Here is a 25,209-nt window from a genome sequence, read left to right as displayed (position 1 = left end):
AAAAGAGCATTCCCCTGTGGAGAAAATGATGAGATTTACAGCTTGACCCGCTGCAGCCGCAGCGCATTCAGCACGACCGATACAGAGCTGAAGGCCATTGCCGCACCGGCAAGCCATGGCGCCAGAAAGCCTAGCGCAGCAATCGGTATCCCAATGGTATTGTAAGCAAGCGCCCAGAACAAATTCTGCTTAATATTGGTCATGGTTTTGCGGCTCATCAGGATCGCATCCGGAATGCTCATCAGATCACCCCGCATGAGGGTAATATCCGCTGCTTCCATCGCTACGTCGGTGCCGGTACCAATAGCCATACCGGTATCGGCAGTGGCCAGGGCAGGGGCATCATTGATGCCGTCCCCGACCATCGCCACCTTGGTTCCCCCGCTCTGCAGCCTGCGGATCTCGGCAGCCTTCCCTTCCGGCAGCACCTCGGCCAGCACCGTACGGATGCCAGCCTGCCCGGCAATGGCCTCGGCTGTCAGCTTGTTGTCTCCCGTAATCATGACCACTTCAATGCCCATATCATGCAGCTTGGCTACGGCAGCCCGCGAAGTATCCTTGATGGTGTCGGCTACCGCGACAATCCCGGCAATGGCCCCGTCCACGGATACCAGCATCGCGGTCTTGCCTTCCTGCTCCAGCTTCTGCATCAGCCCGGTCCACGGACCGGTGTCTGCACCGCTTTCTTCCATCATCCGCCGTGTTCCCACACGGATGCTCTGGCCGTCAACCACCGCAGAAATGCCGCGTCCCGGCACCGCCTCAAACTGCTCGGCACCCGGCAGGTCCAGGCTTCTTTCCGCAGCACCAGCCACGATGGCATCGGCCAGCGGATGCTCTGACAGCTTCTCGGCAGCAGCCGTAACGGACAGCAGCCGGTTCTCGGCCAGTACTCTGCCATGTGCGGCGATTTCCGTTGTCGTTATAATATCCGTCAGCACCGGCTTGCCGCTGGTTACAGTTCCCGTCTTATCCAGTACAACGGTCTTGATCCCCTGTGCGGCTTCAAGATGTTCGCCGCCCTTGAACAGAATCCCGAATTCAGCCGCGCGTCCTGATCCGGCCATAATTGAGGTTGGTGTAGCCAGACCTAGTGCGCATGGACAGGCGATAACCAGTACAGCGATGGCTTTCTCCAGTGCATCGGCGAACTGGCCCGGCGCTCCCCAGATATACCAGACTCCAAAGGTTACAGCTGCAATTACGACCACTATCGGCACAAAGATGCCGGAAATCACATCGGCAATCCGCTGAATCGGAGCCTTGGAGCCTTGCGCTTCCTCTACTACTCTGATGATTTGCGCCAAGGCGGTGTCACGGCCAACTTTGAGTGCCTTAATCTTCAGCATTCCATTCTTGTTCAGTGTTGCCCCAATGACAGTATCTCCCGGCTTCTTCTCTACCGGAATGCTCTCGCCTGTCAGCATGGATTCATCCACAGATGACAGCCCTTCAACGACCTCGCCGTCTACCGGCACCTTCGTTCCCGGCTTAACCAGCACAATGTCTCCCGGAATGACCTCTTCCACAGAAATGCTGAGCTCAACACCGTCACGGATGACCAGCGCCGTCTTAGCCTGCAGGCCCATCAGGCTTTTAATGGCGTCGGAGGAACGGCCCTTGGCCAGTGCTTCGAACCATTTGCCTACCAGAATCAGCGTAATCAGAATCGCGCTGGTCTCGTAATATAATTCCACCGAATGGCTCATGCCTGCCATCGACAAGGAATCTATCGTCAGGTACAGACTATAGAAATAAGCAGCCGAGGTGCCCAGAACAACCAGCACATCCATATTGGCACTGCCGTTCTTCAGCGCCTTATAGGCGCTGACATAGAACTGCCAGCCGATAATGAACTGCACAGGGGTCGCCAGCACAAGCTGGAACCAGGGGTTCATCAGTATATCCGGTGCAGGAATCCATGAAGTGAAGGAGAAATGCGCCGCCATCGCCCAGAGCAGGGGAAAGGACAGAACTGCGGAAATGATCCATTTATTCCGCTTGCGCACAATTTCCTGGCTGCGCTGATCGGCCGTGTCCTTGCGGTCCTGTTTCAGCGCAGCCTTATATCCGATGCTGCTTACTTTCTCCATGATCTCAGCCGTGCTGATGTTTCCGGGTGTATATTCCACATGTGCCGTCTCCAGGGCCAGATTCACATTGACCGCCGCGATTCCGGGCATGCGCCCAAGCACCTTCTCAATCCTTGCAGAGCAAGCGGCACAGGTCATTCCTGTAATATCAAAATCTGCCGACTCCTTCAGCGTATCGTATCCCAGCGAGCGGATCTTCTCTTCAATTTGCGGCAATCCCGCTACCGCCGGATCAAAGCCCACTGTCGCTTGCTCCAGCGCCAAGTTGACGTTGGCCCGCGATACCCCCTCCATCCGGGACAGCCCCTTCTCGATCCGGGCCGCGCAAGCCGAGCAAGTCATGCCGGTAATCTGCAGCGTGGTCTGCTGCAGGCCGGATTCTGTCGTTTTCTCCACGATCTCCGCGCCTCCTCATACCCCTTAGGGGTATATTAATGTGTAAAAGAAAAGGCTGAAGCCTACGGAACCTGCAAAGTTCCCCGCCCCAAGCCTCATTATTCATTCATCCGACTTAAACCACGTCGTATCCCTGGTCCTCAATCGCTGTCTTAATTGCACTAAGGCTTACCTTGTTCTCATCGTATTCAACAGCGACTGTCTTCGCAGGCAGGTCGACTTTGGCGGCAGCGCCAAGACCGCTTACGGCTTTCTCCACAGCACTGACACAGTGACCGCAGGACATTCCTTCTACAGTTAACGTTACGTTTGACATATTAAAAACCTCCTTAAAGTTTTGTGAGCTTAACTTCATTGATTCTACTTCGTACAAAACTGTCTTCGAAAGCATACGCTTAGTTTTGTGAGCTTTACTTCGTTGATTCTACTTCGTACAATCCTTATTTCATAAGCTTGTTAACCGTGATCAGCAGCTCATCAATAACCTCATGCTCACCGGCTTCAATGCGCTCAATAATACAGCTCTTCATATGTCCTTCAAGCAACAGCTTTCCGACACCGTTCAACGCAGCCTGTACTGCAGCGAGCTGATTAAGCACATCGTCACAGTAGGTATCCCGTTCAATCATGCCCTTGATGCCGCGAATCTGGCCTTCGACCCGGTTGAGGCGGTTCGTGAGGCCATTCTTGAATTCCGGTGAATGGTGGCTCTTGCGTTCTCCGGGGGTATGACAACCGCTATCACATGATTCAGGTGACAGCTTCTCTTCTTTGGGCGCCATCTACGCACCTCCTTGTATCCTGGCTGCAACTTAATCTTAATATACCCCCCATGGGTATGTCAAGAAAAATCATCTTCCTAAAAAAAGGTATTTTGGCGAAGTATAACGAATGAAAGACTCAGGAATCCAATTATTTCATATTTCCCATTCTTGAACAGAGGCAGGTAGGGTAATGGTTTACGATGGCATCATTCTTGGTCTAATTGTAGGGTTCTTCCGGGGCGGTTTAAGACACGGCCTCGTCCAGTTCAGCAACATTCGGCTCAAGGCAGGATGGATCTTCCCGCTGCTACTGGTATTCCAATTTTTTATGTATTATATTCAGGAGCGGTCGTCCACTGTAGCCGCAGCCAGCGGTTATATCTTTACCGCTGTGTATGTGGTTGGGCTGATTTTTTTATGGTTGAACCGGCACAACAAAGGATTCTGGCTCATTATGACGGGTGTATTCCTTAACTTCCTGGTTATGCTCGTTAACGGGGGGAGAATGCCGGTATCCTTTGAAGCGGCTTCTGTACTCGATCCGGTTTATCTGGAGATGCTGCAGAGCGGCGATGTGGTGACCAAGCACTATCTGCTTGACGCCTCAACACGCCTGCCGTTTCTTGGCGATATCATCCCCCTGTCCAGCCCTTATCCGCGTACTCAGGCGATCAGCATCGGAGATGTAGTGATGAATCTCGGGATTTTCCTCTACATTCTGTCGATCATGACACCGGCTGCTGCAGACCTGAAAACATTGCCCAAAGTAGAGGGATAAGCCGTTAACCAAGTGAAAGGAGGAGTTCCCATGAAAAAGAAACTGGAAGGCATCAAATATTCCCGTCTTGCGATCAATGCTATTATTGTAGCTTCCGTAGTTATCGCGCTTACTTCGGGTTTCAGAATCGGCGGACACTAATTCCTCCACAAGAAGCAGGCTGAAAACAGCCTGCTTCTTTGCAAATTACTATTCATTTATCCCTAAAACCATTATTATGTACACAGGCACATTTTGTTAATAAAGAGGGGTAATCATGACCAAGCTTAAAACGTTTGCAGGCAATATTAATTCAGGCCATATCTATGCACTGCTCATATCTCTTCTGGGAGTAGCGCTTTTCACGTATAGCAATCATTTGGAATTTCTGCAGTATCCAACCCCAAGGTGGGTATGGATTTATGCGCTTACCGGAGCCAGTTTAATACTCACCATTTCCCTGGTGCAGCTTCCTCCGGAGGGCAACGAACTGACCATGGAATCAGCGGTGTATTTGGCCTGCATTTTTGTCTTTGGCGGCTCTGCCACTTTGACTGTTCTTCTTCTCAACTGCCTGATCTTTTTCTTTTTTGACACAAGCACCAGCTGGTGGAAACACCTGACAAATTTCTCAATTTACTCCATTATGATCTGTGTTTCTTCCTATACCTTTGATTTGTTTGGAGGACATCCCGGACCGCTGATCAATGACGAACTGCCGGCTTATCTGATGACACTTGCGGTCTATTTTATAGGTAACACCCTCTTGATCGGACTATATTACTACATTATATATAAAGGCACCCTTTATGAGACGATTAAGGATATTATTAAAGATTCTTTCGTCGTTTATCTGTGCACATTGGTTCTTTCTCTGGTTCTCGTTGTACTGATCGTCCATAACAGCTTTTTCGGGCTTGTCCTATTCTTGTGCCTGAGCACGCTGCTCTGCTACTCCTTCAAAAGATTGTTCTCCATGTACCGCAGCATTGAAGAACGGGCCAACACCGATCAGCGGACCGGGCTATTCAATCACAGCTACTTTGAGGAAGCTTTGGAACAGGAAATCCAGAAATCAAGGGCATCGGGCGTTCCGCTTTCACTCGCCATGATCGACCTTGACGACTTCAAGAAATATAATGACCATTTCGGCCATCTGCAGGGGGACAAGCTGATCGCATTTGTTGGTGAGACGCTTAAGAGCGAAGCCCAGCAGCATGGGATTATTCCCGCCCGTTATGGCGGTGAGGAATTTACGCTGCTCATGCCGGCCTACGATATCCTTCAAGCCCGTGTTTACATTGACCAGCTGCGCAAAAAGCTGAACAACAGCCGGTTTGACGGCGTTGAAATTTTCCCGCTTGGCTGCCTCGCCTTTTCCGCCGGCATTGCCTCCTGCACCAGCGATATCCACGATAAATCACAGCTCGTCGACCAGGCCGACCAGGCTCTCTACTATTCCAAGCGCCAGGGCAAGAATACAGTGCATACGTACGGAGCATACTCCTCACTGGAGCAGGAGCTTGACTTCAGCCAGGATGTACGCGACATCGAGCAGCAGCTGAACCTGTTTATGTATAAGGATATGGAGACCTTCCGCCACTCCAAACGCGTATTCCGCTATGCGATGGATATCAGTGAGCTGCTCGACATCGACGCCCTTTCCAAAAGACACTTCACACTCGGCGCGCTGATCCATGATATCGGCAAGCTGGAAATTCCGTGGGGCATCCTTAACAAGAAAGACAAGCTGGAGCCGGAGGAGTGGGAAATGGTCAAGTGGCATGTCACCTGGGGCAAAAAAATGGCACTCACCAACGACAAATTCAAGGATCTCGCCCCCTACATCGAGCTGCATCACGAACGGTATGACGGCAAGGGATATCCCTACGGGTTTAAGGGTGAGGAAATTCCCCGCTTATGCCGGATGCTGACCATTATCGATTCCTTTGACGCCATGACTACGGAAAGACCCTACCAGCCAACCAAGTCCGTGGAGGAGGCGATCATTGAGCTGAGAGCTTGTGCGGGAAGCCAATTCGACCCTGAACTGACTGAATTTTTCATTACCTATATTGAAGCCCGAGAGCTTAGCGCCGGAGATGCAGCTATATAGCTGCAGAATTCCCCGGCCGAAGCTCTTTTTTTGTTCCCTCGTCTAGAAGCCCCCAATCCTGACCACAATACAAAAAGCTATACTTTAATTACTTAATTCCCCCCTAAAAAAAATAACTCTTGCTCACCTATTCAAATTTGAATATAATGAGTTCTGTTTCCACTTGCCGTTTTTTCTTAAGGAAATCATTAACTTTACAAAAAGGAGCCTGCGAAGCATGCACACTAAAGAAAGCAATCTCAAACTCGTAGTTGTCGGTCTGCTGCTTGGTATTCTAATGTCCGCTATGGACAATACCATTGTTGCCTCAGCTATGGGTACTATTGTTTCCGATCTTGGCGGACTCGATAAAATCGTCTGGGTCACCTCGGCTTATATGGTCATGGTCATGGCCGGAACACCGATCTTCGGCAAGCTGTCCGATATGTACGGGCGCAAGCGTTTCTTCATTTTTGGCCTTGTCGTGTTTCTGGCCGGCTCGGCACTCTGCGGGATCGCAACCAGCATCACGCAGCTTAGCATCTACCGCGCTATTCAAGGCGTGGGCGGCGGCGCACTTATGCCAATCGCCTTCACTATCGTATTTGATATTTATCCGCCGCAAAAAAGAGGCAAGCTGACCGGACTTTTCGGTGCCGTCTTCGGCATCTCCAGCGTAATCGGCCCTTTGCTCGGGGCCTACATTACTGAGTATGTAGGCTGGCAGTGGATCTTCTATATCAACCTGCCGATCGGCATTGTCGCTTTTATTCTGATCTCCATGTTCTATAAGGAATCCGTCTCCCATGCCAAGCAGCGGATCGACTGGGGTGGAGCTTTTACCCTTGTAGGCTCCGTCATCTGCCTGATGTTCGCCCTTGAGCTGGGCGGCAATGAATATGCCTGGGACTCCGCGGTCATCCTTGGCTTATTCGCCGGCTTCGCAGTACTGCTGATTGCGTTCCTCTTTATAGAACGGACAGCAGCCGAACCGATTATATCCTTCGACATGTTCCGCAAGAAGCTGTTTGCAACGAGCAGCATCATCGGTTTATTCTACGGCTCGGCCTTTATCGTAGCTACCGTGTATATCCCGATTTATGTACAGGGTGTATATGGAGGTTCCGCCACCAACTCGGGACTGATTCTGATGCCGATGATGATCGGCACGGTAATCGGCAGCCAGACCGGGGGGCTGCTCACCACCAAAACCAGCTTCCGCAATATTATGATGCTGTCAGCCGTTTTCTTTGTGGCAGGCGTCTTCTCCTTAAGCACCTTGTCGCCGGATACTTCCCGCCTGCTGCTTAATGTATTTATGGCGCTGACCGGCTTCGGTGTAGGCTTCTCCTTCTCCGTGCTCAGCATGTCCTCGATTCATCATTTCGAGATGCGCCAGCGCGGTTCGGCTACTTCTACCAGTACCTTCATGCGTTCCCTAGGCATGACGCTGGGCATTACCATCTTCGGTATTATCCAGCGCAACGGATTCACAAGCAGCCTTAGTGATGCCTTTGGGGGTGGTGCCGAAGCTTCCTCGTTCGGCGATCCACGCGCCGCCCTGACACCGGAAGCCAGAGCACAAATTCCGGCTCCTGTACTGGAGAAGATTACGGGCGCATTGTCCAGCTCCATTGCCCACACCTTTATGTGGGCGCTGATTCCGGCGGTGCTGGGTCTGGCTTTTGTACTGCTGATGCCCAAAGACCGGCTCACCGATCACAGTAAGGAAACTCAGCCTTCGGGCGGAAGAGGGTAAACGGAAATGTCCATGAAGATGGTCATTCTCGGGCTGCTGCTGGAGAAGGACAGGCATCCCTATGAGATCACACTCGTAATGAAAGAGCGCATGTATGACCGGATGATAAAGCTGCAGATGGGGTCGCTGTACTACGCCGTTGATAAACTGGCACAGGAGGGACATATTGAAGCTGTAGAGACCATCTCCAGCAACGACCGCCCGGATAAGACCATCTACCGGATTTCTGATAAGGGCAAAACCCTGTTCGAACAGCTGGTCATTCAGCAGATCAAGAAGACCGATGAGGTCTTTCACCCGCTGTACATGGCTCTTGCACTCTCCCGGCATATTGATCAGGGCAAGGTGGAGAAGCTGCTGCAGGAGCGGATACGCGAAGTTGAGCATCAGGTCAATTATGCTTATCAGGTGTACGAGGAGCATATCTCCATCGTCCCCCGGTCCGCGCTGCACTTGATGTACGGCAGATACGAGCATAGCCTCACTGAGCTGAAGTGGCTTAAGCGGCTCTATGACGATGTAGCCGCCCGCAAGCTCAGCGACATCGGAACACCGCTCGATTTGCAATAAACGTTATACACTGGAGGCCCTCAGGGGCCTCTTTGCTGTTTAACACAGGTCAAAACCGTTTATTAACGAGCAACTGCAACTGAACATCAGGCGGGTATATAGGGCCGTTCCGCCTCCTAACTTATAAGAGAGCGAGGGAATCACACATGAGTGAAGAAAAGAAATTTCAAGGAGACAAACGCGACCATCCCGAGCAATATCCAACCGACACTCCCAGTCTGTTCGACCTGGACGAAAGCGAGCAAAATGTGGATCCGATTCCGCTGGAAGACCTGAAGCTGGAGAAAGAAGAAGAGAAGGATAAAGAGGGCACGAAACACCGCTCCTCCAGCGACAAAAAATACCATACCGGTTTCTAAAGATGTACAATATTCGGTATAACGTTAATCCTATCTCACGGAGGGATATTATTGCTGAAAACGCTACCACTGCATACGCGCGGGATTCCAGCCAGCCGCATTGCTCTGGGCTGCATGGGACTGGGCGGAGGCTGGGACCATGAGCCGATCACTGCCGGGAATGTCAGACAGGGACATGAGGCCGTTGAGGCTGCACTGTCTATCGGAATCAACTTTTTTGATCATGCAGATATCTACACCCGCGGAAAGGCGGAGAAGGTATTCGGACAGCTCTTCAAAGACCGCCCCGGACTGCGGGAAGAGATTATTATCCAGTCCAAATGCGGCATCAAGCTGATTGAGCCAGGCGATACCTCTAACAGCTTCGACCTCTCCGGGGAGCATATTCTGAAGAGTGTCGAAGGAACCCTCTCCCGGTTGGGCACGGAATATATTGATATTCTGCTGCTGCACCGTCCCGATCCGCTTATGGACCCCGAAGAAGTAGCCGAAGCGCTGCGGAAACTCAAAGCGGCGGGAAAGGTGCGTCACTTCGGCGTTTCCAACATGAGTGCCGCCCAGATCCGGCTGCTGGAGCATTATTGTGACGAACCATTCGCCGTGAACCAGCTGCACATGAGTCTGGCCAAAATAAGCTGGCTGGATGCCATGGTCAGCGTAAACCGTGAACCCTGGAAAGACATCACCTTTCCCGAAGGTACCCTCGAATATTGCCGGACGCAGAACATCCAGCTGCAGGCCTGGGGTCCGCTGGCCCAAGGCTTATTCAGCGGGCGTTCACTTACAGGCCAGCCTGAGAGTGTCGTGAACACGGCGGCTATGGTCCAAACGCTCGCCGAACAGAAGAACACTACCCCTGAAGTGATTGTCCTGTCTTGGCTGATGACTCATCCTGCGGCCATCCAGCCGGTAATCGGGACGGTGAATCCGCAGCGGATCGCCGCCTGCGCGGGTGCGGACAAGCTGGAGCTTACGCGCAAGGAATGGTACGACCTGTATGTCAGCTCGCGCGGCGAGAAGCTGCCGTAAGCCTCATATCCTCATCCGCATGCCAAAAGGAGCGTCATCTCCGGTTCATGTAGCCGGAGATGACGCTCCTTTTATGTCCTATTCCCGATTCTAATTATTCTTCACCTGCTCAAAGTTATTCTTGAAGGTGAAGTTAACCGATTTGCCCTGCAGACTGTCATTATCAAAGCCGAGGCCGGTATCATCAACAAAAGTCACGTTATAGGCCAGATGCATCGTCTTCTTGGCAGGAAGAATCAGGTTCGGGAGGTTAGCATCCCGCCCAGCCCCGCTGTTGTACAAATCCTTAAGTGAACCTACATACGCATCGGAAACGCTGACCAGTACAGTCTGGCCGTTATTGTCTACGCGGTATGTCCAGTCGAGCACAGCTTCTCTGGCAATCGCGAAGGCTTCCTGTCCGTTACGTGCCAGTGCCTTCAGGAAGGAAGGACCGTTAATCAACGATTTGAACAGCCGGTCCGCAGCTTCGTTCACCTCATTGAGCGCATCGGCATTAAGAGTGACGCCGCCTGGAGCAGCCAAAGCGGCTACAGTAACCACCGCTTGCTCACCGAATGCGAGCGCATCGGCCTGCTGTGCAGGTGTTCCTTCCGGGATGGCAATCAGATCGGTCAGTTTGGCATCCAGCGTTCCGGTATTCTTGATCAGCATGGCGCGGGTATGGGTATCTTTCGGTGCCCACAATCCTGTTCCCATGCGTCCGGCATCGGAGTCGCTGGTATAGAACATCGGGCCTTCAACCGGCACGTCATTGCGGTGAGTACTTAAGGACAACGTACCGGAAGCAAAGGTGTTGCCGGTGTTTTGGGCGGAGCTGGTGAACAAGGCATACGTGCCTCCACCAATGGCGGCGCAGAGCAGCACCACAGAGGAAAATGCGGCAATCAGCATTTTTTTCTTTTTCATCATTGAAGTAAGCTCTCCTTATTAAAAAAGGGGGCAGCCCCCTTTTTATTTGATTTTTAGTTATAGATCCGTTCGTTATGAGGCTTAGTTATTTTTAGTCTGCTCTGCATCTACTTTAATGGAGGCTGTACCCGACTTACCTTGATAGCTGTTGTCAGCTGCTTTCGGGAACTCTGCTTTGACATAAATCGTCTCCGATCCGCCCACGGTAAGTACACGGTCGGCAACGGTAAGCGGTACCGTTCCAGCCGCATCTGAATATGCGGTAATAACCAGCGGGGTTGCTCCGCCGCCGAGGTCGCCGCCTACAGCCAGCGAGAGATCATAACGCAGCTCAAGCGTTCCTTTGTTGCTAACTACTACAGGCTGGATTTCAGAATCTCCCGGAGCCCAATTTGTGATGTTGAAATATTTCTGCTGAGCTTCATCCTTCTTATCCAGTTCAATCTTGAGCGTGCCAGCAGCAAACGTATTGCCTATATTTTGTGCGGAGCTCGTAAAGATAGCGAAGGATCCCCCGGCAATTAATGTTGCCCCCAGTGCTGTAGTCGCCATTGCCATTGCCATCGTTTTTTTGAGATTTGCCATTGTTATTTGTCTCCTCCTGGATCTCCATGAATGGAGTATGTTATGAATTATTTATTGAATCTTCCCTAACCACGTTAGGAGAAGCATCAACCGTTCGTAACAGGCGGGGATTCTCCGGGCGCAAGCTGCACCTCTGCAGGATCCTCTATGCGCATGATCGATTTGAAGATTGTAATAAGGGACGAGATGACCAGAAAAATCCCCGGAATAACCATTACGACAATAATCCCGGCGGTCGATTTTACCCAGTTCATGAAATATCCCAGAAACGGAACGGTAAAGTCCGCGTACTGTGCAACAACATTACTCGAAGGAATAGGATCTGCATCCTGCGCATCGTTATTGTCGCCTTTGGTGATATACTGGGTGTTTTCTCCCGAGCCGAGCACGCTGACAATGCGGTGGGTAATCAGGCTGTTTGATCCATCCAGAGCTTTGTAAGTGATTACATCTCCTGGTTTAAAAGATCCCTGACTCTGTTCACTCACCGGTTTGACGGCAATGACAGCCCCCGTCTGGATTCCAGGCTCCATGGAGCCTGAGAGCACCGTTAGAATCTCCTTGCCCAGAATCTTGGGCGTTCCGCCATTCATCCGGCTAGTGATTGCAGATACCAGCGTAAGTAGAAAAATAAGAATTAACGCATACATCAATAGGTTACGAGTCCATTTAAGTATCACTGGAGAGCACCGCCTTGGTTAGAATACGTCTTGCTTTTCGCCTGTTTTTACCGTTATGCTGTCAGGATTCGCGTCCGGGACAGGGGCTTCCGGCTCAGCAGCCTTATCAGGCTTTGCCTTCTCCTCGGCTTCGAGCTTCGCTTTCTCCTCAGCCTCGAGTTTCGCTTTCTCCTCGGCTTCGAGCTTCGCCTTCTTCTCAGACTCGAGTTTTGCTTTCTCCTCGGCTTCAAGCTTCGCCTTCTTCTCAGCCTCGAGCTTCGCTTTTTCCTCGGCTTCAAGCTTCGCCTTTTTCCCAGCTTCGAGCTTCGCCTTTTCTTCCGCTTCGAGCTTCGCCTTCTTCTCAGCCTCTTTCAGTCCTTGGATCACGTCAGCGGCCTCCGTATGCATCAGCGAGGTTTCGTCCGCATAACTCCTGGCCTGTTCGGCCGCGGTCGATGCCTGATGATAGGCTGCCTGCACATAAGCGTCCACTCTTCTGATGGAGCTTAACTTTCTAACCATCTCCTGAAATTCGCGCAGCGTCAGATTGGCTTGGCTGAGCAATTGTTCGAATACCGGGATAGCATTATTTTGTGCGGTTGTTAATTGATTAAAATCGACCTCATATGGAGAAAGTCTCTGGTTCACTTCATTGACTTGCTGCTCCAGCTCTAGTTGTGAGCGTGTTAGATAGCCTTGAAGCTCAGCTAAAAGGGCAGCCGCGCCGGCCGCAGCCTCACGCGTTTGTGCAGCAGCCTCTTGAATACCTCCAATACGTCCCTCTGCGGTCTCCGAGTCCGTATTCTTGTCCGTTATCTCCGCTAACGCCTCTCTCGCCGCTTCACGCTGCCAGGCAGCAAGCTTCATCGCCTCGCTGGCTTGGTTGGCAATGTGATCGACCGTACTTGGAAACACAAATGCTGTGGTGATATTGGAGGATTCGGTTGCTGCGACGTCAGTCAGCAATGCATACGTGGGCGTTGTAATTTGGCCGATGCCATAAGCCGAAATCACTACGATCCCTGCAATTTGGGGAAGCGTATACCGACGGATGTTTCTATTCCGGGAAGAACGTGAAAGCCTCACAGGAGCCTCTCCTTTAGCTGCTTGCAATTTCCTGCAAACAAGGTAATCTATTAACATCCAGCCTTTATGACGAACGTTATTCGTTCGTTATAAAGAACTATGACGTAAGTATATGCCATTACTCCTACAAATCAAAAATCGCATTTTGTTGCAATATTCTCAATAAAGAACAATTTATAGTTAACTTCCTGCTTTAAGCTTCATTTTCCTCAGTTTATCGTACTTTTTAACGAACGTTTTTTGCATGAAAAATCTAAATGATACCGCAGAGGAAACAAAAATAATGGGGATGTGGAGTGGAAACGACATAAAAGGGGGATCATTCATACCGGAACTGATTCTATAGTGCTTTGTCCGTCTTACGGTTATTTGATATACTGTAACAAAAAGTACGGAGGGACGTTTTTATCGTGCCAGATAATATGGGAAGTCGTATCCACCATCTCCGTCTGGAAAAAGGCTTGTCTCTTTCGGAGCTTGCGGATAAGGCTGATGTGGCGAAATCATACTTAAGCAATGTGGAAAGAAATATACAATCCAACCCCTCTATTCAATTTATTGAAAAAATCGCTGACGCACTTCAGGTGTCCATTCATGCGCTTCTTTACGGAGAGCCTTCCGGTGTACAAGAGTCACCTCTGGATGGAGAATGGTCCCGGCTCGTACTGGAAGCTATGGCTTCGGGTATAAGCAAGCGGGAATTCAAAGAGTTCTTGGACTATCAAAAATGGCGGCTGGAGCAGAAGGATTCCTGATTCATGCAGGTTCCCTCTCCTGCCGGTCATACAGAAAGGGCACAGCGGAGAGATCCGCTGTGCCCTTTCTGTATGTACAAAGCTATTAACAACCAACCGCTACATTGCCTGCAAAGTCTTCTCATTAAAAAATTGGCGGATTTCATCCGCTTGGATGCCAGCCTGCTTAGCCGACATCAGCAAATAGACCCATTCTAAATCCAGATCAACTGTCTGCAGTTCTCCGTTGTTCCCCTGGTTGGACTTATCCAAGAAATCTCCTCCTAAGATTACGCGTCCCCAGGCAGTCCGGCCGTCGTAGTATTTCTACATTAGACCCGAGACTTTGTGCCCCTGTCTTTCGGCAGGTTTACCCTTTACTGGATCCTTTACATGAAAGGATCTGGCTAGAAATTCATGAAACCGTTATCCGCAATAACATTATACAATATCTTACACGAAAAGTGTGTCGATTTATGGGAATATTGTATAAATGGAAACGGAAAATAATTGATTATTTTGCCAACTGCTTGTACGAATTACTCGATAATCCCAAAAAATTGTAGAACAAGCCTCTTTATCTATGTATGTATATATGAAAACTGAAAACAACATTTTTATTTCATTCATTTCAATCACACCGCCGCATTATTTTCATATAGTTAAGAAACCAAACTTATAATAGTTCTGTATGAATTAGGCACTGAATCATACCGTTTTGCGAACGGATTCAACCAAAGTATGAATTGATTACCCGGCTTGAAAGTTGCACAATAAGATGAGGAATGAAACCGCAAACATCGAAGCTCCACAAGGGCGCCGGCGAAATTTTGGCGCGCGTGGAGTTCATCCGTTAGGAGGATGTATTCATGGCAGCCAAAGATCCCTATAACGAAACTGTGTGGAGCAAGTATTACGGACCCAATTTGGGTTACATCCAAGAGAAATATGAGCAATTTGTAAAAGATCCAACTTTAGTAGAGCATAATTACCGCGATCTTTTCACCCGTTCCGGCCCCCCTCCATTGGCTCCCGATGCTGAACAGGCACCGCTGCCTGTGGTTTCAGGAGATACTGAGTGGCTTAGAAAGGCCGTAAGGGCATCCAAGCTGATCGCCAATATCCGCATACATGGCCATATGGCCGCCAATATCGACCCGCTGGACCGGGGAAACAATCCGATGGCGAAATATTTGGAGTACGAAACCTATGATCTGACCCGCGAGGATTTAATGGCTATGCCCGCCTCGCTGATCTGGGAGAATGCCCCGAATGACGTTCATACGGCCTGGGATGCCGTTCACCGGATGCGCCAGGCCTACACGCAGACCATTGCCTATGAATTCGGGCATGTGCGTGACGAGCAGGAGCTGCGCTGGCTGAACAGCCAGGCGGAATCTACCAGCTCTCCCGCGCCTCTAAACAACACAGAGCGCAAAGAATTGCTGAAAAGGCTGATTCAGGTAGAGCAGTTCGAAACTTTCCTTCATAAAACCTTTGTCGGCCAGAAACGCTTTAGCCTGGAAGGCAATGACGCCTTGGTGCCGATGCTGGATGAAATCGTGCGTGCTGCCGCTCATGACGGTGCCGAGCATATCCTGATGGGTATGGCGCATCGCGGACGGCTTAACGTCCTGGCTCATATCCTGGGCAAACCTTATGATATTATTTTCTCGGAATTCCATCATTCGCCGAACAAGGAGCTGTTCCCTTCCGAAGGCTCCATGGGCATTAACTACGGCTGGACCGGCGATGTGAAATATCATCTCGGCGCTGACCGCGCTGTCCGTGAAGGCGAAACCGTCCGTACACGGATCACTCTGGCCAACAATCCCAGCCACTTGGAATTCGTCAATCCGGTGGTCGAGGGCTTCACGCGTGCGGCCCAGGAAGACCGCAGCACTCCGGGTCTGCCTAAGCTAAACACCAATAAAGCCATGGCTGTGCTGATGCATGGCGATGCTGCCTTCCCGGGTGAAGGCATCGTGGCCGAAACCCTTAATATCGGCAAGCTTAAAGGTTATCAGAACGGCGGTACGGTGCATATTATCGTCAATAACCGGATCGGATTCACGACGGAAAGTGAGGATTCCCGTTCTACCCACTATGCCAGTGACCTGGCTAAGGGCTATGAAATTCCGATTGTGCATGTCAATGCCGATGATCCGGAGGCTTGCATTGCAGCCGTCCGTTTGGCCAGCGCCTACCGCAATCTGTTCAAGAAGGATTTCGTGATCGACTTGATCGGCTACCGCCGCCACGGACATAATGAAATGGATGATCCGGAAACGACACAGCCGATTGTTTATGGTAAAGTGCGCAATCATCCTACTGTATACAAAGTGTACGCGGAACGGTTACAGGAGGAGCGCGTCATCACGGTAGAAGACGTTACGGCAATGAATGCCGAAGCCGAAGGCGTACTGCAGCAAGCCTTTGATAAGATGAAGGAAGGCAAGCATAAGAACGCAGACGCCAAAACCTCAGTTGCCCTGGACAGCGCACCTACACCGCAGCGCCCTACAGCGGTTCCGCTTGACAACCTGCAGGAAATTAACCGGGAGCTGCTGTCGGTTCCGGACGGCTTCCAGGTCTATCCGAAGCTGGAGCGGATTCTACAGCGCCGCAAAGACGCTTTGAATGATGGAGAACGCGTGGACTGGGCACTCGCAGAAGCACTCGCCTTCGCTACGATTCTGAAGGATGGCACACCGATTCGTCTCAGCGGCCAGGATTCCCAGCGCGGTACCTTCGCGCACCGCCATCTGGTGCTGCATGACAGTGACACAGGGGCACTTTTCTCTCCGCTGCATCAGCTTAAGGACTCCAGCGCCTCCTTCGGGGTGTACAACAGTCCGCTGTCGGAAGCGTCGGTGCTCGGGTATGAATACGGCTATAACGTGTTTGCCCCGGAAACCTTTGTCATCTGGGAAGCACAGTATGGTGATTTCGCCAACGCCGGACAGGTCATTATCGACCAGTTCATTGCTGCCGGACGCGCCAAATGGACCCAACGCAGCAACCTGGCGATTCTGCTGCCGCACGGCTACGAAGGCCAGGGGCCAGAGCATTCCAGCGGAAGGCTGGAACGGTTCTTGCAGCTGTCGGCTGAAGAGAACTGGACCGTAGCCAATCTGACCTGTGCGTCTCAGTATTTCCATCTGCTCCGCCGCCAGGCTGCCCTTTGCGGCAGATCGGATGCCCGCCCGCTGGTGGTCATGGCTCCGAAAAGCCTGATCCGCAACACACGCAGCACTTCCCCGGGAGCCGAACTGGCTTCGGGAAGCTTCCAGCCGGTCCTGCCGGAGCCGCTTCTGGGCAGCAAGCCCGGCGAGGTTAGACGACTGGTTGTCTGCAGTGGTAAGGTCGCTATCGACCTGCAGACTGAGCTGGATTCAGCCAAGGGGCAGGATTGGTCCTGGCTGCACATTCTGCGGCTGGAGCAGCTCTACCCGTTCCCGGAACGGGAACTGGCCGCTCATCTGAGCACCTTCCGCTCCCTGCAGGAAATCATCTGGGTACAAGAAGAACCTAAGAATATGGGCGGCTGGAGTTATGCCGAACCACGGCTGCGCGCCATCGCCCCGCAGAATGTCAAAGTGAAGTATATCGGCCGTCCGGAACGTTCCAGCCCGGCCAGCGGTTACGCGGATGTGCATAGCTTTGAGCAGCGGCGTATAGTTACGGAAGCCCTGAAACTAAATTCGCAAGTACAAGCGGCTGTACCGTCCTCCTGAAAGGGGACGGTGTCACGATAACGTTAACTATTATATTTGGGGAGGTAAGGGCCTGTGTCCGAAATTAAAGTACCCGATCTGGGCGAATCCATTTCCGAAGGAACGATTTACAAATGGCTGGTTAAAGAGGGCGATACTGTCGGCCAGGGGGATGTGCTTGCTGAGCTTGAAACCGACAAGGTCAATCTTGAAATCAGCGCGGAGGAGGACGGCGTCATCTCCTCCATCCTGCGCCAGGCCGGCGAGAATGTAGCCGTTGGCGAGGCTATCGGCGTGATCGGCAGCGCAGACGCTGCTGCCGGAAGTGCGCCGCAGGCCGCTGCGGGCGGCAAGCCCGAGGCGGCACCTGCGCCAGGCAGCGTTGCACCTGCCGCTGCCGCACCTGTGGCAGCGCCTTCGGACGCTGCCGTTCCTGCCGCCGCACCCGAAGGTGCGGCAGGCAATGCGGCCCTGGCTTCGCCGGGGGCGCGCAAGCTCGCGCGTGAGCGGGGCATCGACCTCGGCGAGGTCAGCGCCCGCGACCCTATCGGCCGGATTGGCCAGGCCGATGTGAAGGACCATGGCGCAGCCGGCCCAGGGGCCGCTGCGCCCGTGTCTCCGGCGCCGCAGGGCAAGCCGGAGCCTGCCAAAGCTGCGGCGGGCAAAGCGCCGCAGCAAGAGGACGGCAAGGCCGTGGAGCGCAAGCGCATGTCGCGCAGACGGCTGACGATCGCCAGCCGCCTGGTCGAAGCGCAGCAGACCGCGGCCATGCTGACCACCTTCAACGAGGTGGACATGACTGCCATCCTCGACATCCGCAAGCGCCGCAAGGATGCCTTCAAAGAGAAGCATGAAGTCGGACTGGGCTTCATGTCCTTCTTCACCAAGGCTGTGATCGGCGCGCTCAAAGCCTATCCGCTGCTGAATGCTGAGATCGACGGCGAGGATCTGCTGCTCAAGAGATATTATGACATCGGCATCGCCGTCGCTGCCAAGGAAGGGCTGGTAGTGCCGGTCGTCCGCGATGCGGACCGGCTCAGCTTCCCTGAGATCGAACGGCGGATCGGCGAGCTCGCCTCCAAAGCACGCGCCAACACGCTCAGCCTGCAGGAGCTGCAGGGCGGCACGTTCACCATCACCAATGGCGGCGTGTTCGGCTCGCTCTTGTCCACGCCGATTCTCAATACGCCGCAGGTTGGTATCCTCGGCATGCACAAGATCCAGCTCCGTCCGATCGCCCTGGACGAAGAAAGAAGCGCCAACCGCCCGATGATGTACATCGCGCTTTCCTACGATCACCGGATCGTGGACGGTTCCGAAGCGGTAAGCTTCCTCGTCAAAGTCAAGGAATTGCTGGAGGACCCGGAAGCATTGCTGCTTGAAGGCTAACACGGCCTCAAGAGGCCGCTCTTCATCGCCAGCGTATGGATAATCACATACCAAGAGGGATACGAAGACAGCTCCATCGTCCTCGTATCCCTCTTTTCTTTAACGAACCGTTATCTACTATAAGCTGGGCCACTTTCGCGAACTGGTACCTCGGACTGTGAGTCCTGACACTTAAAACAATGAACCCGTTCTCCACATGACCGCCGCGTAAGCCGTTACTGTGATCAGCAGCCCTGAGGTTGCAGCCGTTTTGCCGGCATATCTTATTCCGCTCCGGCTCCGGACCTGCTCCAGTCCCCTTATCCGCGCCATAACGCGCTCCGTTACGTTAATGCTCGGCAACTGCTCCTCACGGGCAGCGGCTCCTATTATATCTTGGTATCCGCTATGGATTCCGGTTCTTTTCAAGAGATCCCCTCCTCTGTCTATAAATTCCCTGACTTTCCGTTTAATCCGTTCCAGCCGCTTGTGCAGCGCATTAGGACTGCTATTTCAGAATGTGGCCCATCTCCAGAAAAGTCAGCTCCTCAAACAACCGCAGCACAAGAATATTCCGCTCCTCCAGTGCAGCCATCAGCGCTAACTCCAGGGCAGGGCTAAACAGCTGCGCTTCCATCTGTTGCTCCGCACTCCAGCAAATTAAGACAATGATTGCCGGCAATTGTATAGCTCTATAACACTTGCGCCCTGCAAAAAGCCTAAGCCTGAATTATATTCTTTACGCCCCGAGCTATTTTCCATCCTATACATTCGAGTAGCGGCTGCACCTTCCTCCTACCCGATCTGGACAATCCATTTCCGAAGGAACGATCTACAAATGGCATGATTTTTATCCCCGCTTAAAATGGGTGCTTGACTTTGAGCATACTCCAAGTAGTACATTCATCACAGGTGGCCACCGTATCTTGGAACATGAAAAGGGGAAACAAGAAATGACACAACCAACAACCGTTCTGATCACAGGGGCAAATAAAGGGATCGGCTATGAAACGGCCCGGCAGCTCGGAGCCCTCGGCCATACAATTTTGATCGGCTCACGCGATGAGCAGCGGGGCAGCGAAGCAGCCGCCGCTTTGGTAAAGGAAGGCGTCGATGCACGCTTTATCCAGCTTGATCTGCAGAACCAGGATAGCATTGCAGCAGCAGTGCAGACTATTGCCAAGGAATATGCTGGTCTTGATGTGCTAATCAACAATGCGGGCATTTCCCTTGGAGGCAGTGCTGCTCCCAGCCAATTGCCGATGAATGACCTCAAAGTCACATTCGACACCAACTTTTTCGGTACGATTGCCGTAACTAAGGCTATGCTTCCACTGCTATTGCAATCTCCTGCTGGGCGGATTGTCAACATGTCGAGCGGTCTGGGTTCCTTAACCTTCAACAGCGACCCCCATCACGAGCATGCCGAATTTAATCTGCTTGCCTACAATAGCTCCAAAGCAGCGCTTAATATGGCTACAATTACTTTTGCCAAGGAATTCAAGGATACTCCGCTCAAGGTTAATTCTGGCGATCCCGGCTTCACTGCCACCGATCTCAATGGCTTCACCGGCCATCGTACCGTGGAGCAAGCGGCGGTTATTGCCGTACGTCTGGCGACACTGGATGCGGATGGCCCGACAGGAGGATTTTTCGACGAGAATGGAGAAGTTCCTTGGTAACATTACTCAAGGAGGTTTCCATGAATATCACCACGCAGGAAATTCCCGATACCGTCACCTCCATCAGCCAGGCTGCCGAGCTGACCGGCTTGACTGAGGATACGATACGCTATTATGAGCGAATTGGTCTGCTACCCTATGCCGACCGCAAACCTAACGGCCATCGGCACTACAGCAAGGATCAGATTCTGGGCATTCGTTTCCTGATGCGCCTCAAGGCTACGGGAATGACGCTGGAAGAAATGCGGCATTATCTGACACTGACCCATCAGGGCGGGGGTACGCTATCCGAACGGTACACTCTGCTAGAGGAACACAATGATAAAATTTCCCGTGAGATTGCAAAGCTTCAAGAGACGCAAGAGGTTATCCGCTATAAACTCCGCCACTTTCGCGAGCTGGCGGAGAATCCGAATACCGATTCTTATGACTGTGAGGCTCCGAAGAGCAGCGGGCAATAAGCAGCTCAGGAAAGAGTCAGACTGCTGATTGCCAGACACCGTCCAATACCGAACCCGGCGTTCACATCCATGTGGAGACCGGGTCCGATGTATTCTATTCCGTTATCACCACACCACTATATAAAAGAGATATCGCCAGCCGTTTCCACGAAGGGCCGGGATATCTCTTTTTTGAATAACTATTCTCTTTGTCTGTATACTTCTTAAGCCAACATGTTTGTATATGGTTAAGCCGTATGCCGTGATGGCTTGAGGCTCATTCCCTTTTCTCTTGCCTGTCTCTGCACCGGAGGCTTTAAGGAAACCGCCAGAAGACAGGCTACAATACACAGTGCGCCGATGACGATGAAGGTAGGCTTGAACCCGCCGAGAGAAGCGGCGATGAACGAGCCGGACAACGCCCCGATTCCGAAGCCCTGATAGACAATGCCATAGTTCTTGCTATGGTTCTTAAGGCCGAAGAAGTCGCTGACAATCGCCGGGAACACCGTAATGTTACCCCCGAAGCAGAAAGCAATGGCGGCCACACAAGCAAAGAACAGGCCGTAGCTCAAGGTCGCATAGCTTAGGGTTAGCATCGCTAGGGCTGTGACCAGCAGCGTGGCACTGACCAGCTTCAATCGGCTCATACGGTCGGACAACGCTCCAAGAATCAGCCGTCCTGCAGTATTGAAGATCGCGATCATCGCAACGGCATTAGCCGCTGTAGCGATATCCAGACCCGCCAGCTGTACCCCGATATCCTTAACAATGCCAATCAGGTAGAGACCGCTCATGCAGGCGGTGAAGAAAATTACAAACAGCAGGTACGCTTCCTTGGTGCGCAGCATTTCTTTGACGGTATAGTCTTTCACTGCAGCCGGAATTGTTGCGGCAGAGGAATCCGTCCCTCTGCTGTTTGCTTGTGCCAGTGCCGGAGCAGCCACAGGAGCTTCCCTGACCAGTAGCGAACCCGCGACAACCATGATCATAACGGCCAGGCCCCAATACAAGAAGGTATTCGATACGCCTGCCGACTCGATCAGGCTGCCGTTGATATATTTGAAGATCAGACTCCCGGTTCCGTAAGCGCCGACCGATACGCCGGAGATCAAGCCTTTATGTTTAGGGAACCACTTAATCAGATTGGATAACGAAGTAATATAGGCCGTACCATCGGCATAACCCACGACTACGCCGGCCAGCAGGTAGAACATCAGGAGGGAATTGGCCTGCGAGCTAAGCATCAGACCGAGCCCCAGCATAATCCCGGCGGAAGCAGTCAGCTTGCGGAGGCCGAACCGGTCCTGCAGTTTACCGGCAAACAAGGTTGCGAAGGCAAGGGCAAAGCTCGTAATGGAAAAAGTTATCGAAACAGCGCTGAGCTCAAAGCCGAATTTGCTGACAAGCTGCGCATTAAACAGGCTCCACGTGTAGATTGTGCCCAGTCCCATTTGCATAATCACTGTACCCAGCACGATCATCCAGCGCTTACTGCCAGATTTAGCCGTAGTCATGAGTCATTCCTTCTTTCTCTCTATTGTCGCTGCAAGGGCTTTCTTTGCTCCTTCATTGTAGCGAAACAACGCTTTCTTGAGAGAAATCGGGAATGAGATGACCGAATGCGGGAATGAAATGCCGCTACAGGCGCATGATCTGCCTGAATTCCTTGACCTTGCTGCGGCTTACCGGCACTTCAAAGTCCAAATCACGAAGCCGGAGCAGATACGTATTATTGAACCAAGGGATAATTTCCTTGATCTTGGACAGGTTCACAAGATAGGACCGGTGGCAGCGGAAGAAGCTGTCCTGCGGCAGCCGGCTGTGGAACTCGCTGATGCTCAGAGCCATGCTGTATTCCTCTCCCTTAGTCATCACGCTCGTTGTCTTCTCCTGCGCTGATGCATAATAAATCTCGTCGGCATCGACGACGATGATCTTCTCGTTTTTCCACAGATTGACCTTGTTGCTGACCGCAAGATGCCCTTCTTCTCTGGGACGGCTACGCGCCGCGAATGCCGCTTCCAGCTTGTTCAGCATGGCTTTCATCCGCGATTCACTGTAGGGCTTCAGAATATAGTCGAATGCTTCAATCTCGAAAGCGTCGGCGGCATGCTCCTTGTAGGCAGTGATAAATACTATATAGGGTTTGACCGAGAACCTGCTGATATTCTGGGCCAGCAGCACGCCGTCGATGGACGGAATATTGATATCCAGAAAAATCACATCGACTTCCTCAGCCTGCAGAAATTTCAGCGCATCCAGTCCGTCCTCAAACTCGGCGGTGATCACTATATCGCTGTGTGCTCCGATCAGAAAGGCAAGCTCACTCCTTGCCAGCACTTCATCCTCTACAATTATCGCTCTCATCGCTTCTCCTTTGTGACGTCGAAATAAATGTCCGTCCCTTTATCCAGCCGGTGAATAGTCAGACCCTTGCCATAAATCAGCTTTACCCGCTGTTGTACGTTATATAGCCCGATTTTGTTATCCGGCATGCTTCCGCTGTAGACCTTCTCCATCGTCTCCTGCGCGATACCCGCTCCGGTATCGGCGATGCCGATCCGTACGGTCTCTCCCCGGTCCTTCACCGAAATCGTTACCGTGCCCGGTCCCTTCACTTTTAAAATGCCGTGAACAATCGCATTCTCCACCAGCGGCTGAATAATCAGGCTGGGAATACGCACCTCCACTTCGTCGATATCATACTCAACGGCCAGGCGGCTGCCGAAGCGGGCTTTTTCAATCTCCACATATTGCTGGACCTGCTGCAGCTCACGCCGGATATCAATAAATTCATCGGTCAGCTCCAGATTGTATCTCATATAGCCTGACAGGTTGATGATCAGCTCCCGCGCCTTATCCGGGTTGATCCGGATCAGGGAACTAATCGCGTTCAGCGCATTGAACAGAAAATGGGGATTAATGCTCGTCTGCAGCGCCTTCAGCTCAGCTTTGTTGGCCATCTCCTTAATGCCTTCGACCCGCGATACCTCCATCAGCGTAGAGATCATCTGCGACAGCCCTACTGCCATTGCCTGCAGTGAGTAAGTGATTTTATGGGCTTTGGTATAGTAAATTTTAAGTGCTCCGGTCACTTCGCCTTTCTCTTTCAGGGGAATGATAATCAGTGACCGGATTGCCCGGTTCATATATTCAGTATCGTCATCGCGGATCGTAATTTCGCCGTCCCTCAGCGTCTTTTTCGTCTCTTCACTGATAATCTCGTTCGTCTCGGTGTAGTATTCCTCCCCCACTCCCACATAGGCGCGGATGAATCGGGTATCCGTGATCGCTACCGCATCGGCACCGATGTCCTCCTTGATAATCCCGCAAATGGTGCGCAGCGACTGGGGATTAATGTTGCGGAAATACGGCAGCGTCTTATTGGCAATGTCCAGAGCCAGCTTGGACTGCTTCGCGGCGATCCGTTCCTTCTCCCCCTCCACACTCTGGACAAGCATAACAATGAGGCCGACACTGATCTGACCCACAATCATCGGAAAAGCGATCTTCGAAACGATATCCACACCCAGCGATGAAGGATCTGCCATAACCAGAATAAGCAGCATGGTCAGTGCTTCGCAGCCCATCCCGGCCAGAATGCCGGCAATCCAGCGGCGGTCAGCCGAGGTCCGGCGGTAAATAACGCTGGATACAATTCCCGCCGTGACACTTGTAATCAGGCAGGGCACGGAAGTCACGCCGCCGATATCAATCAGAAAACGGTGAACCCCGGATATAATGCCGGTAATCAGTCCGACCCAAGGACCAAACAGAATCCCGCCGGCCATGATAGCGATAATCCGCACATTTACCAGCGAGCCGTCGACTTTAATGCCGCTGTAGGTTCCGAAGATCGCGAACAGGCTGAAGATCACCGTCACGATCACAAGATCCTGTGGAGCGTAAGCCCCTTTGACAAAAATCTCTTTAAACCGCGGCACCCGGGTCAACACAAACAGGCACATCAACAGCAGTGCCGCCCTTTCGAACAGTTGCAGCAATATCGTCAAGTTATGTTCCACAGCCACGCCTCCAATGGTCAATCTACCGGTCCATTATAAGATGTGCCAAATCATAATAGCAATCCGCCCTATTGTCTTTTTAGAGTACCCAAGCCTGTAAATTGGGCCTTATAATAAAGGCATCGGATAAAAATCCCGTTGCTTTATGTAGTTCAACTATTTAAAGGAGGACCTATG

Annotated in this window: 24 protein-coding genes and 1 riboswitch; of the genes, 11 read left to right on the top strand and 13 right to left on the bottom strand. The window is 52.0% G+C overall.

Annotated features, from left to right (window positions below):
• Positions 1 to 35: 35 nt before the first annotated feature.
• The 3 genes from NST99_RS01965 to NST99_RS01955 all read right to left on the bottom strand — a co-directional run bounded on the left by NST99_RS01965 (position 36) and on the right by NST99_RS01955 (position 3,271).
• Complete coding sequence (locus NST99_RS01965) at positions 36 to 2,489, bottom strand: heavy metal translocating P-type ATPase (protein WP_341089399.1); 2,454 nt, start codon at positions 2,487 to 2,489, stop codon at positions 36 to 38.
• Between the two features lie 115 nt (positions 2,490 to 2,604).
• Positions 2,605 to 2,805, bottom strand: coding sequence for a copper ion binding protein (locus tag NST99_RS01960; RefSeq protein WP_038585127.1), 201 nt, complete (start codon positions 2,803 to 2,805; stop codon positions 2,605 to 2,607).
• A 124-nt stretch (positions 2,806 to 2,929) separates the two neighbouring features.
• Positions 2,930 to 3,271 carry a metal-sensitive transcriptional regulator gene (locus tag NST99_RS01955; RefSeq protein ID WP_341089397.1) on the bottom strand — a complete coding sequence of 114 codons (342 nt, stop codon included), beginning with the start codon at positions 3,269 to 3,271 and terminating at the stop codon, positions 2,930 to 2,932.
• Between the two features lie 172 nt (positions 3,272 to 3,443).
• On the opposite strand from NST99_RS01955, the gene NST99_RS01950 reads away from it, so the two are divergent.
• The 6 genes from NST99_RS01950 to NST99_RS01925 all read left to right on the top strand — a co-directional run bounded on the left by NST99_RS01950 (position 3,444) and on the right by NST99_RS01925 (position 9,822).
• Positions 3,444 to 4,031 (top strand): DUF5317 domain-containing protein, encoded by a 588-nt coding sequence (locus NST99_RS01950; protein ID WP_341089395.1) that lies wholly within the window; start codon positions 3,444 to 3,446, stop codon positions 4,029 to 4,031.
• 256 nt (positions 4,032 to 4,287) lie between these two features.
• Positions 4,288 to 6,126: a bifunctional diguanylate cyclase/phosphohydrolase gene (locus tag NST99_RS01945; RefSeq protein WP_341089394.1), complete on the top strand. Its 1,839-nt coding sequence runs from the start codon at positions 4,288 to 4,290 to the stop codon at positions 6,124 to 6,126.
• Between the two features lie 217 nt (positions 6,127 to 6,343).
• The gene (locus NST99_RS01940) at positions 6,344 to 7,864 is read left to right on the top strand and encodes an MDR family MFS transporter (protein WP_341089393.1); all 1,521 of its coding nucleotides are present in this window, start codon (positions 6,344 to 6,346) and stop codon (positions 7,862 to 7,864) included.
• A gap of 6 nt (positions 7,865 to 7,870) precedes the next feature.
• The gene (locus NST99_RS01935) at positions 7,871 to 8,434 is read left to right on the top strand and encodes a PadR family transcriptional regulator (protein ID WP_341089392.1); all 564 of its coding nucleotides are present in this window, start codon (positions 7,871 to 7,873) and stop codon (positions 8,432 to 8,434) included.
• Between the two features lie 146 nt (positions 8,435 to 8,580).
• Positions 8,581 to 8,793: a hypothetical protein gene (locus tag NST99_RS01930; protein WP_340895250.1), complete on the top strand. Its 213-nt coding sequence runs from the start codon at positions 8,581 to 8,583 to the stop codon at positions 8,791 to 8,793.
• Between the two features lie 51 nt (positions 8,794 to 8,844).
• On the top strand, positions 8,845 to 9,822 hold the full coding sequence (locus NST99_RS01925) for an aldo/keto reductase (protein ID WP_341089390.1): 978 nt from the start codon (positions 8,845 to 8,847) through the stop codon (positions 9,820 to 9,822).
• A 90-nt stretch (positions 9,823 to 9,912) separates the two neighbouring features.
• Here NST99_RS01925 and NST99_RS01920 read toward each other — a convergent pair whose 3' ends face one another.
• The 4 genes from NST99_RS01920 to NST99_RS01905 form a co-directional block, all read right to left on the bottom strand.
• On the bottom strand, positions 9,913 to 10,734 hold the full coding sequence (locus NST99_RS01920; protein WP_341089388.1) for a TasA family protein: 822 nt from the start codon (positions 10,732 to 10,734) through the stop codon (positions 9,913 to 9,915).
• 81 nt (positions 10,735 to 10,815) lie between these two features.
• Entirely contained in the window at positions 10,816 to 11,319 is a 504-nt protein-coding gene (locus NST99_RS01915; protein ID WP_341089387.1) for a TasA family protein, read from the bottom strand.
• Between the two features lie 86 nt (positions 11,320 to 11,405).
• Positions 11,406 to 11,999, bottom strand: coding sequence for a signal peptidase I SipW (gene sipW / locus NST99_RS01910; RefSeq protein WP_341089386.1), 594 nt, complete (start codon positions 11,997 to 11,999; stop codon positions 11,406 to 11,408).
• An 18-nt stretch (positions 12,000 to 12,017) separates the two neighbouring features.
• The gene (locus NST99_RS01905) at positions 12,018 to 13,064 is read right to left on the bottom strand and encodes a hypothetical protein (protein WP_341089384.1); all 1,047 of its coding nucleotides are present in this window, start codon (positions 13,062 to 13,064) and stop codon (positions 12,018 to 12,020) included.
• Between the two features lie 422 nt (positions 13,065 to 13,486).
• On the opposite strand from NST99_RS01905, the gene NST99_RS01900 reads away from it, so the two are divergent.
• Entirely contained in the window at positions 13,487 to 13,819 is a 333-nt protein-coding gene (locus NST99_RS01900) for a helix-turn-helix domain-containing protein (protein ID WP_341089383.1), read from the top strand.
• Between the two features lie 99 nt (positions 13,820 to 13,918).
• On the opposite strand, the gene NST99_RS01895 is transcribed toward NST99_RS01900, so the two are convergent.
• Positions 13,919 to 14,071: an anti-repressor SinI family protein gene (locus NST99_RS01895; protein WP_341089382.1), complete on the bottom strand. Its 153-nt coding sequence runs from the start codon at positions 14,069 to 14,071 to the stop codon at positions 13,919 to 13,921.
• A 27-nt stretch (positions 14,072 to 14,098) separates the two neighbouring features.
• Positions 14,099 to 14,183, bottom strand: a riboswitch (cyclic di-GMP riboswitch).
• Positions 14,184 to 14,667: 484 nt separating this feature from the next.
• Between NST99_RS01895 and NST99_RS01890 the strand changes: the two genes are divergently transcribed.
• Positions 14,668 to 17,535 carry a 2-oxoglutarate dehydrogenase E1 component gene (locus NST99_RS01890; protein WP_341089380.1) on the top strand — a complete coding sequence of 956 codons (2,868 nt, stop codon included), beginning with the start codon at positions 14,668 to 14,670 and terminating at the stop codon, positions 17,533 to 17,535.
• 54 nt (positions 17,536 to 17,589) lie between these two features.
• Positions 17,590 to 18,903, top strand: coding sequence for a 2-oxoglutarate dehydrogenase complex dihydrolipoyllysine-residue succinyltransferase (odhB, locus tag NST99_RS01885; RefSeq protein ID WP_341089378.1), 1,314 nt, complete (start codon positions 17,590 to 17,592; stop codon positions 18,901 to 18,903).
• 171 nt (positions 18,904 to 19,074) lie between these two features.
• Here odhB and NST99_RS01880 read toward each other — a convergent pair whose 3' ends face one another.
• Complete coding sequence (locus NST99_RS01880) at positions 19,075 to 19,311, bottom strand: hypothetical protein (RefSeq protein WP_341089376.1); 237 nt, start codon at positions 19,309 to 19,311, stop codon at positions 19,075 to 19,077.
• 79 nt (positions 19,312 to 19,390) lie between these two features.
• Complete coding sequence (locus NST99_RS01875; protein ID WP_341089375.1) at positions 19,391 to 19,564, bottom strand: hypothetical protein; 174 nt, start codon at positions 19,562 to 19,564, stop codon at positions 19,391 to 19,393.
• Positions 19,565 to 19,835: 271 nt separating this feature from the next.
• Here NST99_RS01875 and NST99_RS01870 point away from each other — a divergent pair, with 271 nt between their 5' ends.
• Complete coding sequence (locus tag NST99_RS01870) at positions 19,836 to 20,564, top strand: SDR family oxidoreductase (protein WP_341089373.1); 729 nt, start codon at positions 19,836 to 19,838, stop codon at positions 20,562 to 20,564.
• A 20-nt stretch (positions 20,565 to 20,584) separates the two neighbouring features.
• Complete coding sequence (locus NST99_RS01865) at positions 20,585 to 21,025, top strand: MerR family transcriptional regulator (RefSeq protein ID WP_341089371.1); 441 nt, start codon at positions 20,585 to 20,587, stop codon at positions 21,023 to 21,025.
• Between the two features lie 227 nt (positions 21,026 to 21,252).
• Here the strand turns inward: NST99_RS01865 and NST99_RS01860 are convergent, their stop codons facing one another.
• The 3 genes from NST99_RS01860 to NST99_RS01850 all read right to left on the bottom strand — a co-directional run bounded on the left by NST99_RS01860 (position 21,253) and on the right by NST99_RS01850 (position 25,032).
• Complete coding sequence (locus tag NST99_RS01860; protein WP_341089369.1) at positions 21,253 to 22,521, bottom strand: L-lactate MFS transporter; 1,269 nt, start codon at positions 22,519 to 22,521, stop codon at positions 21,253 to 21,255.
• 124 nt (positions 22,522 to 22,645) lie between these two features.
• Positions 22,646 to 23,374 carry a LytR/AlgR family response regulator transcription factor gene (locus tag NST99_RS01855; protein ID WP_341089367.1) on the bottom strand — a complete coding sequence of 243 codons (729 nt, stop codon included), beginning with the start codon at positions 23,372 to 23,374 and terminating at the stop codon, positions 22,646 to 22,648.
• On the bottom strand, positions 23,371 to 25,032 hold the full coding sequence (locus NST99_RS01850) for a sensor histidine kinase (protein WP_341089366.1): 1,662 nt from the start codon (positions 25,030 to 25,032) through the stop codon (positions 23,371 to 23,373). Before NST99_RS01850 ends, NST99_RS01855 begins: the two co-directional genes overlap by 4 nt.
• Positions 25,033 to 25,209 lie beyond the last annotated feature (177 nt).

It is taken from the genome of Paenibacillus sp. FSL L8-0470 (assembly GCF_038008625.1).
Lineage (GTDB): Bacteria > Bacillota > Bacilli > Paenibacillales > Paenibacillaceae > Paenibacillus_AQ.
This window is presented reverse-complemented; position numbering and strand designations above follow the sequence as displayed.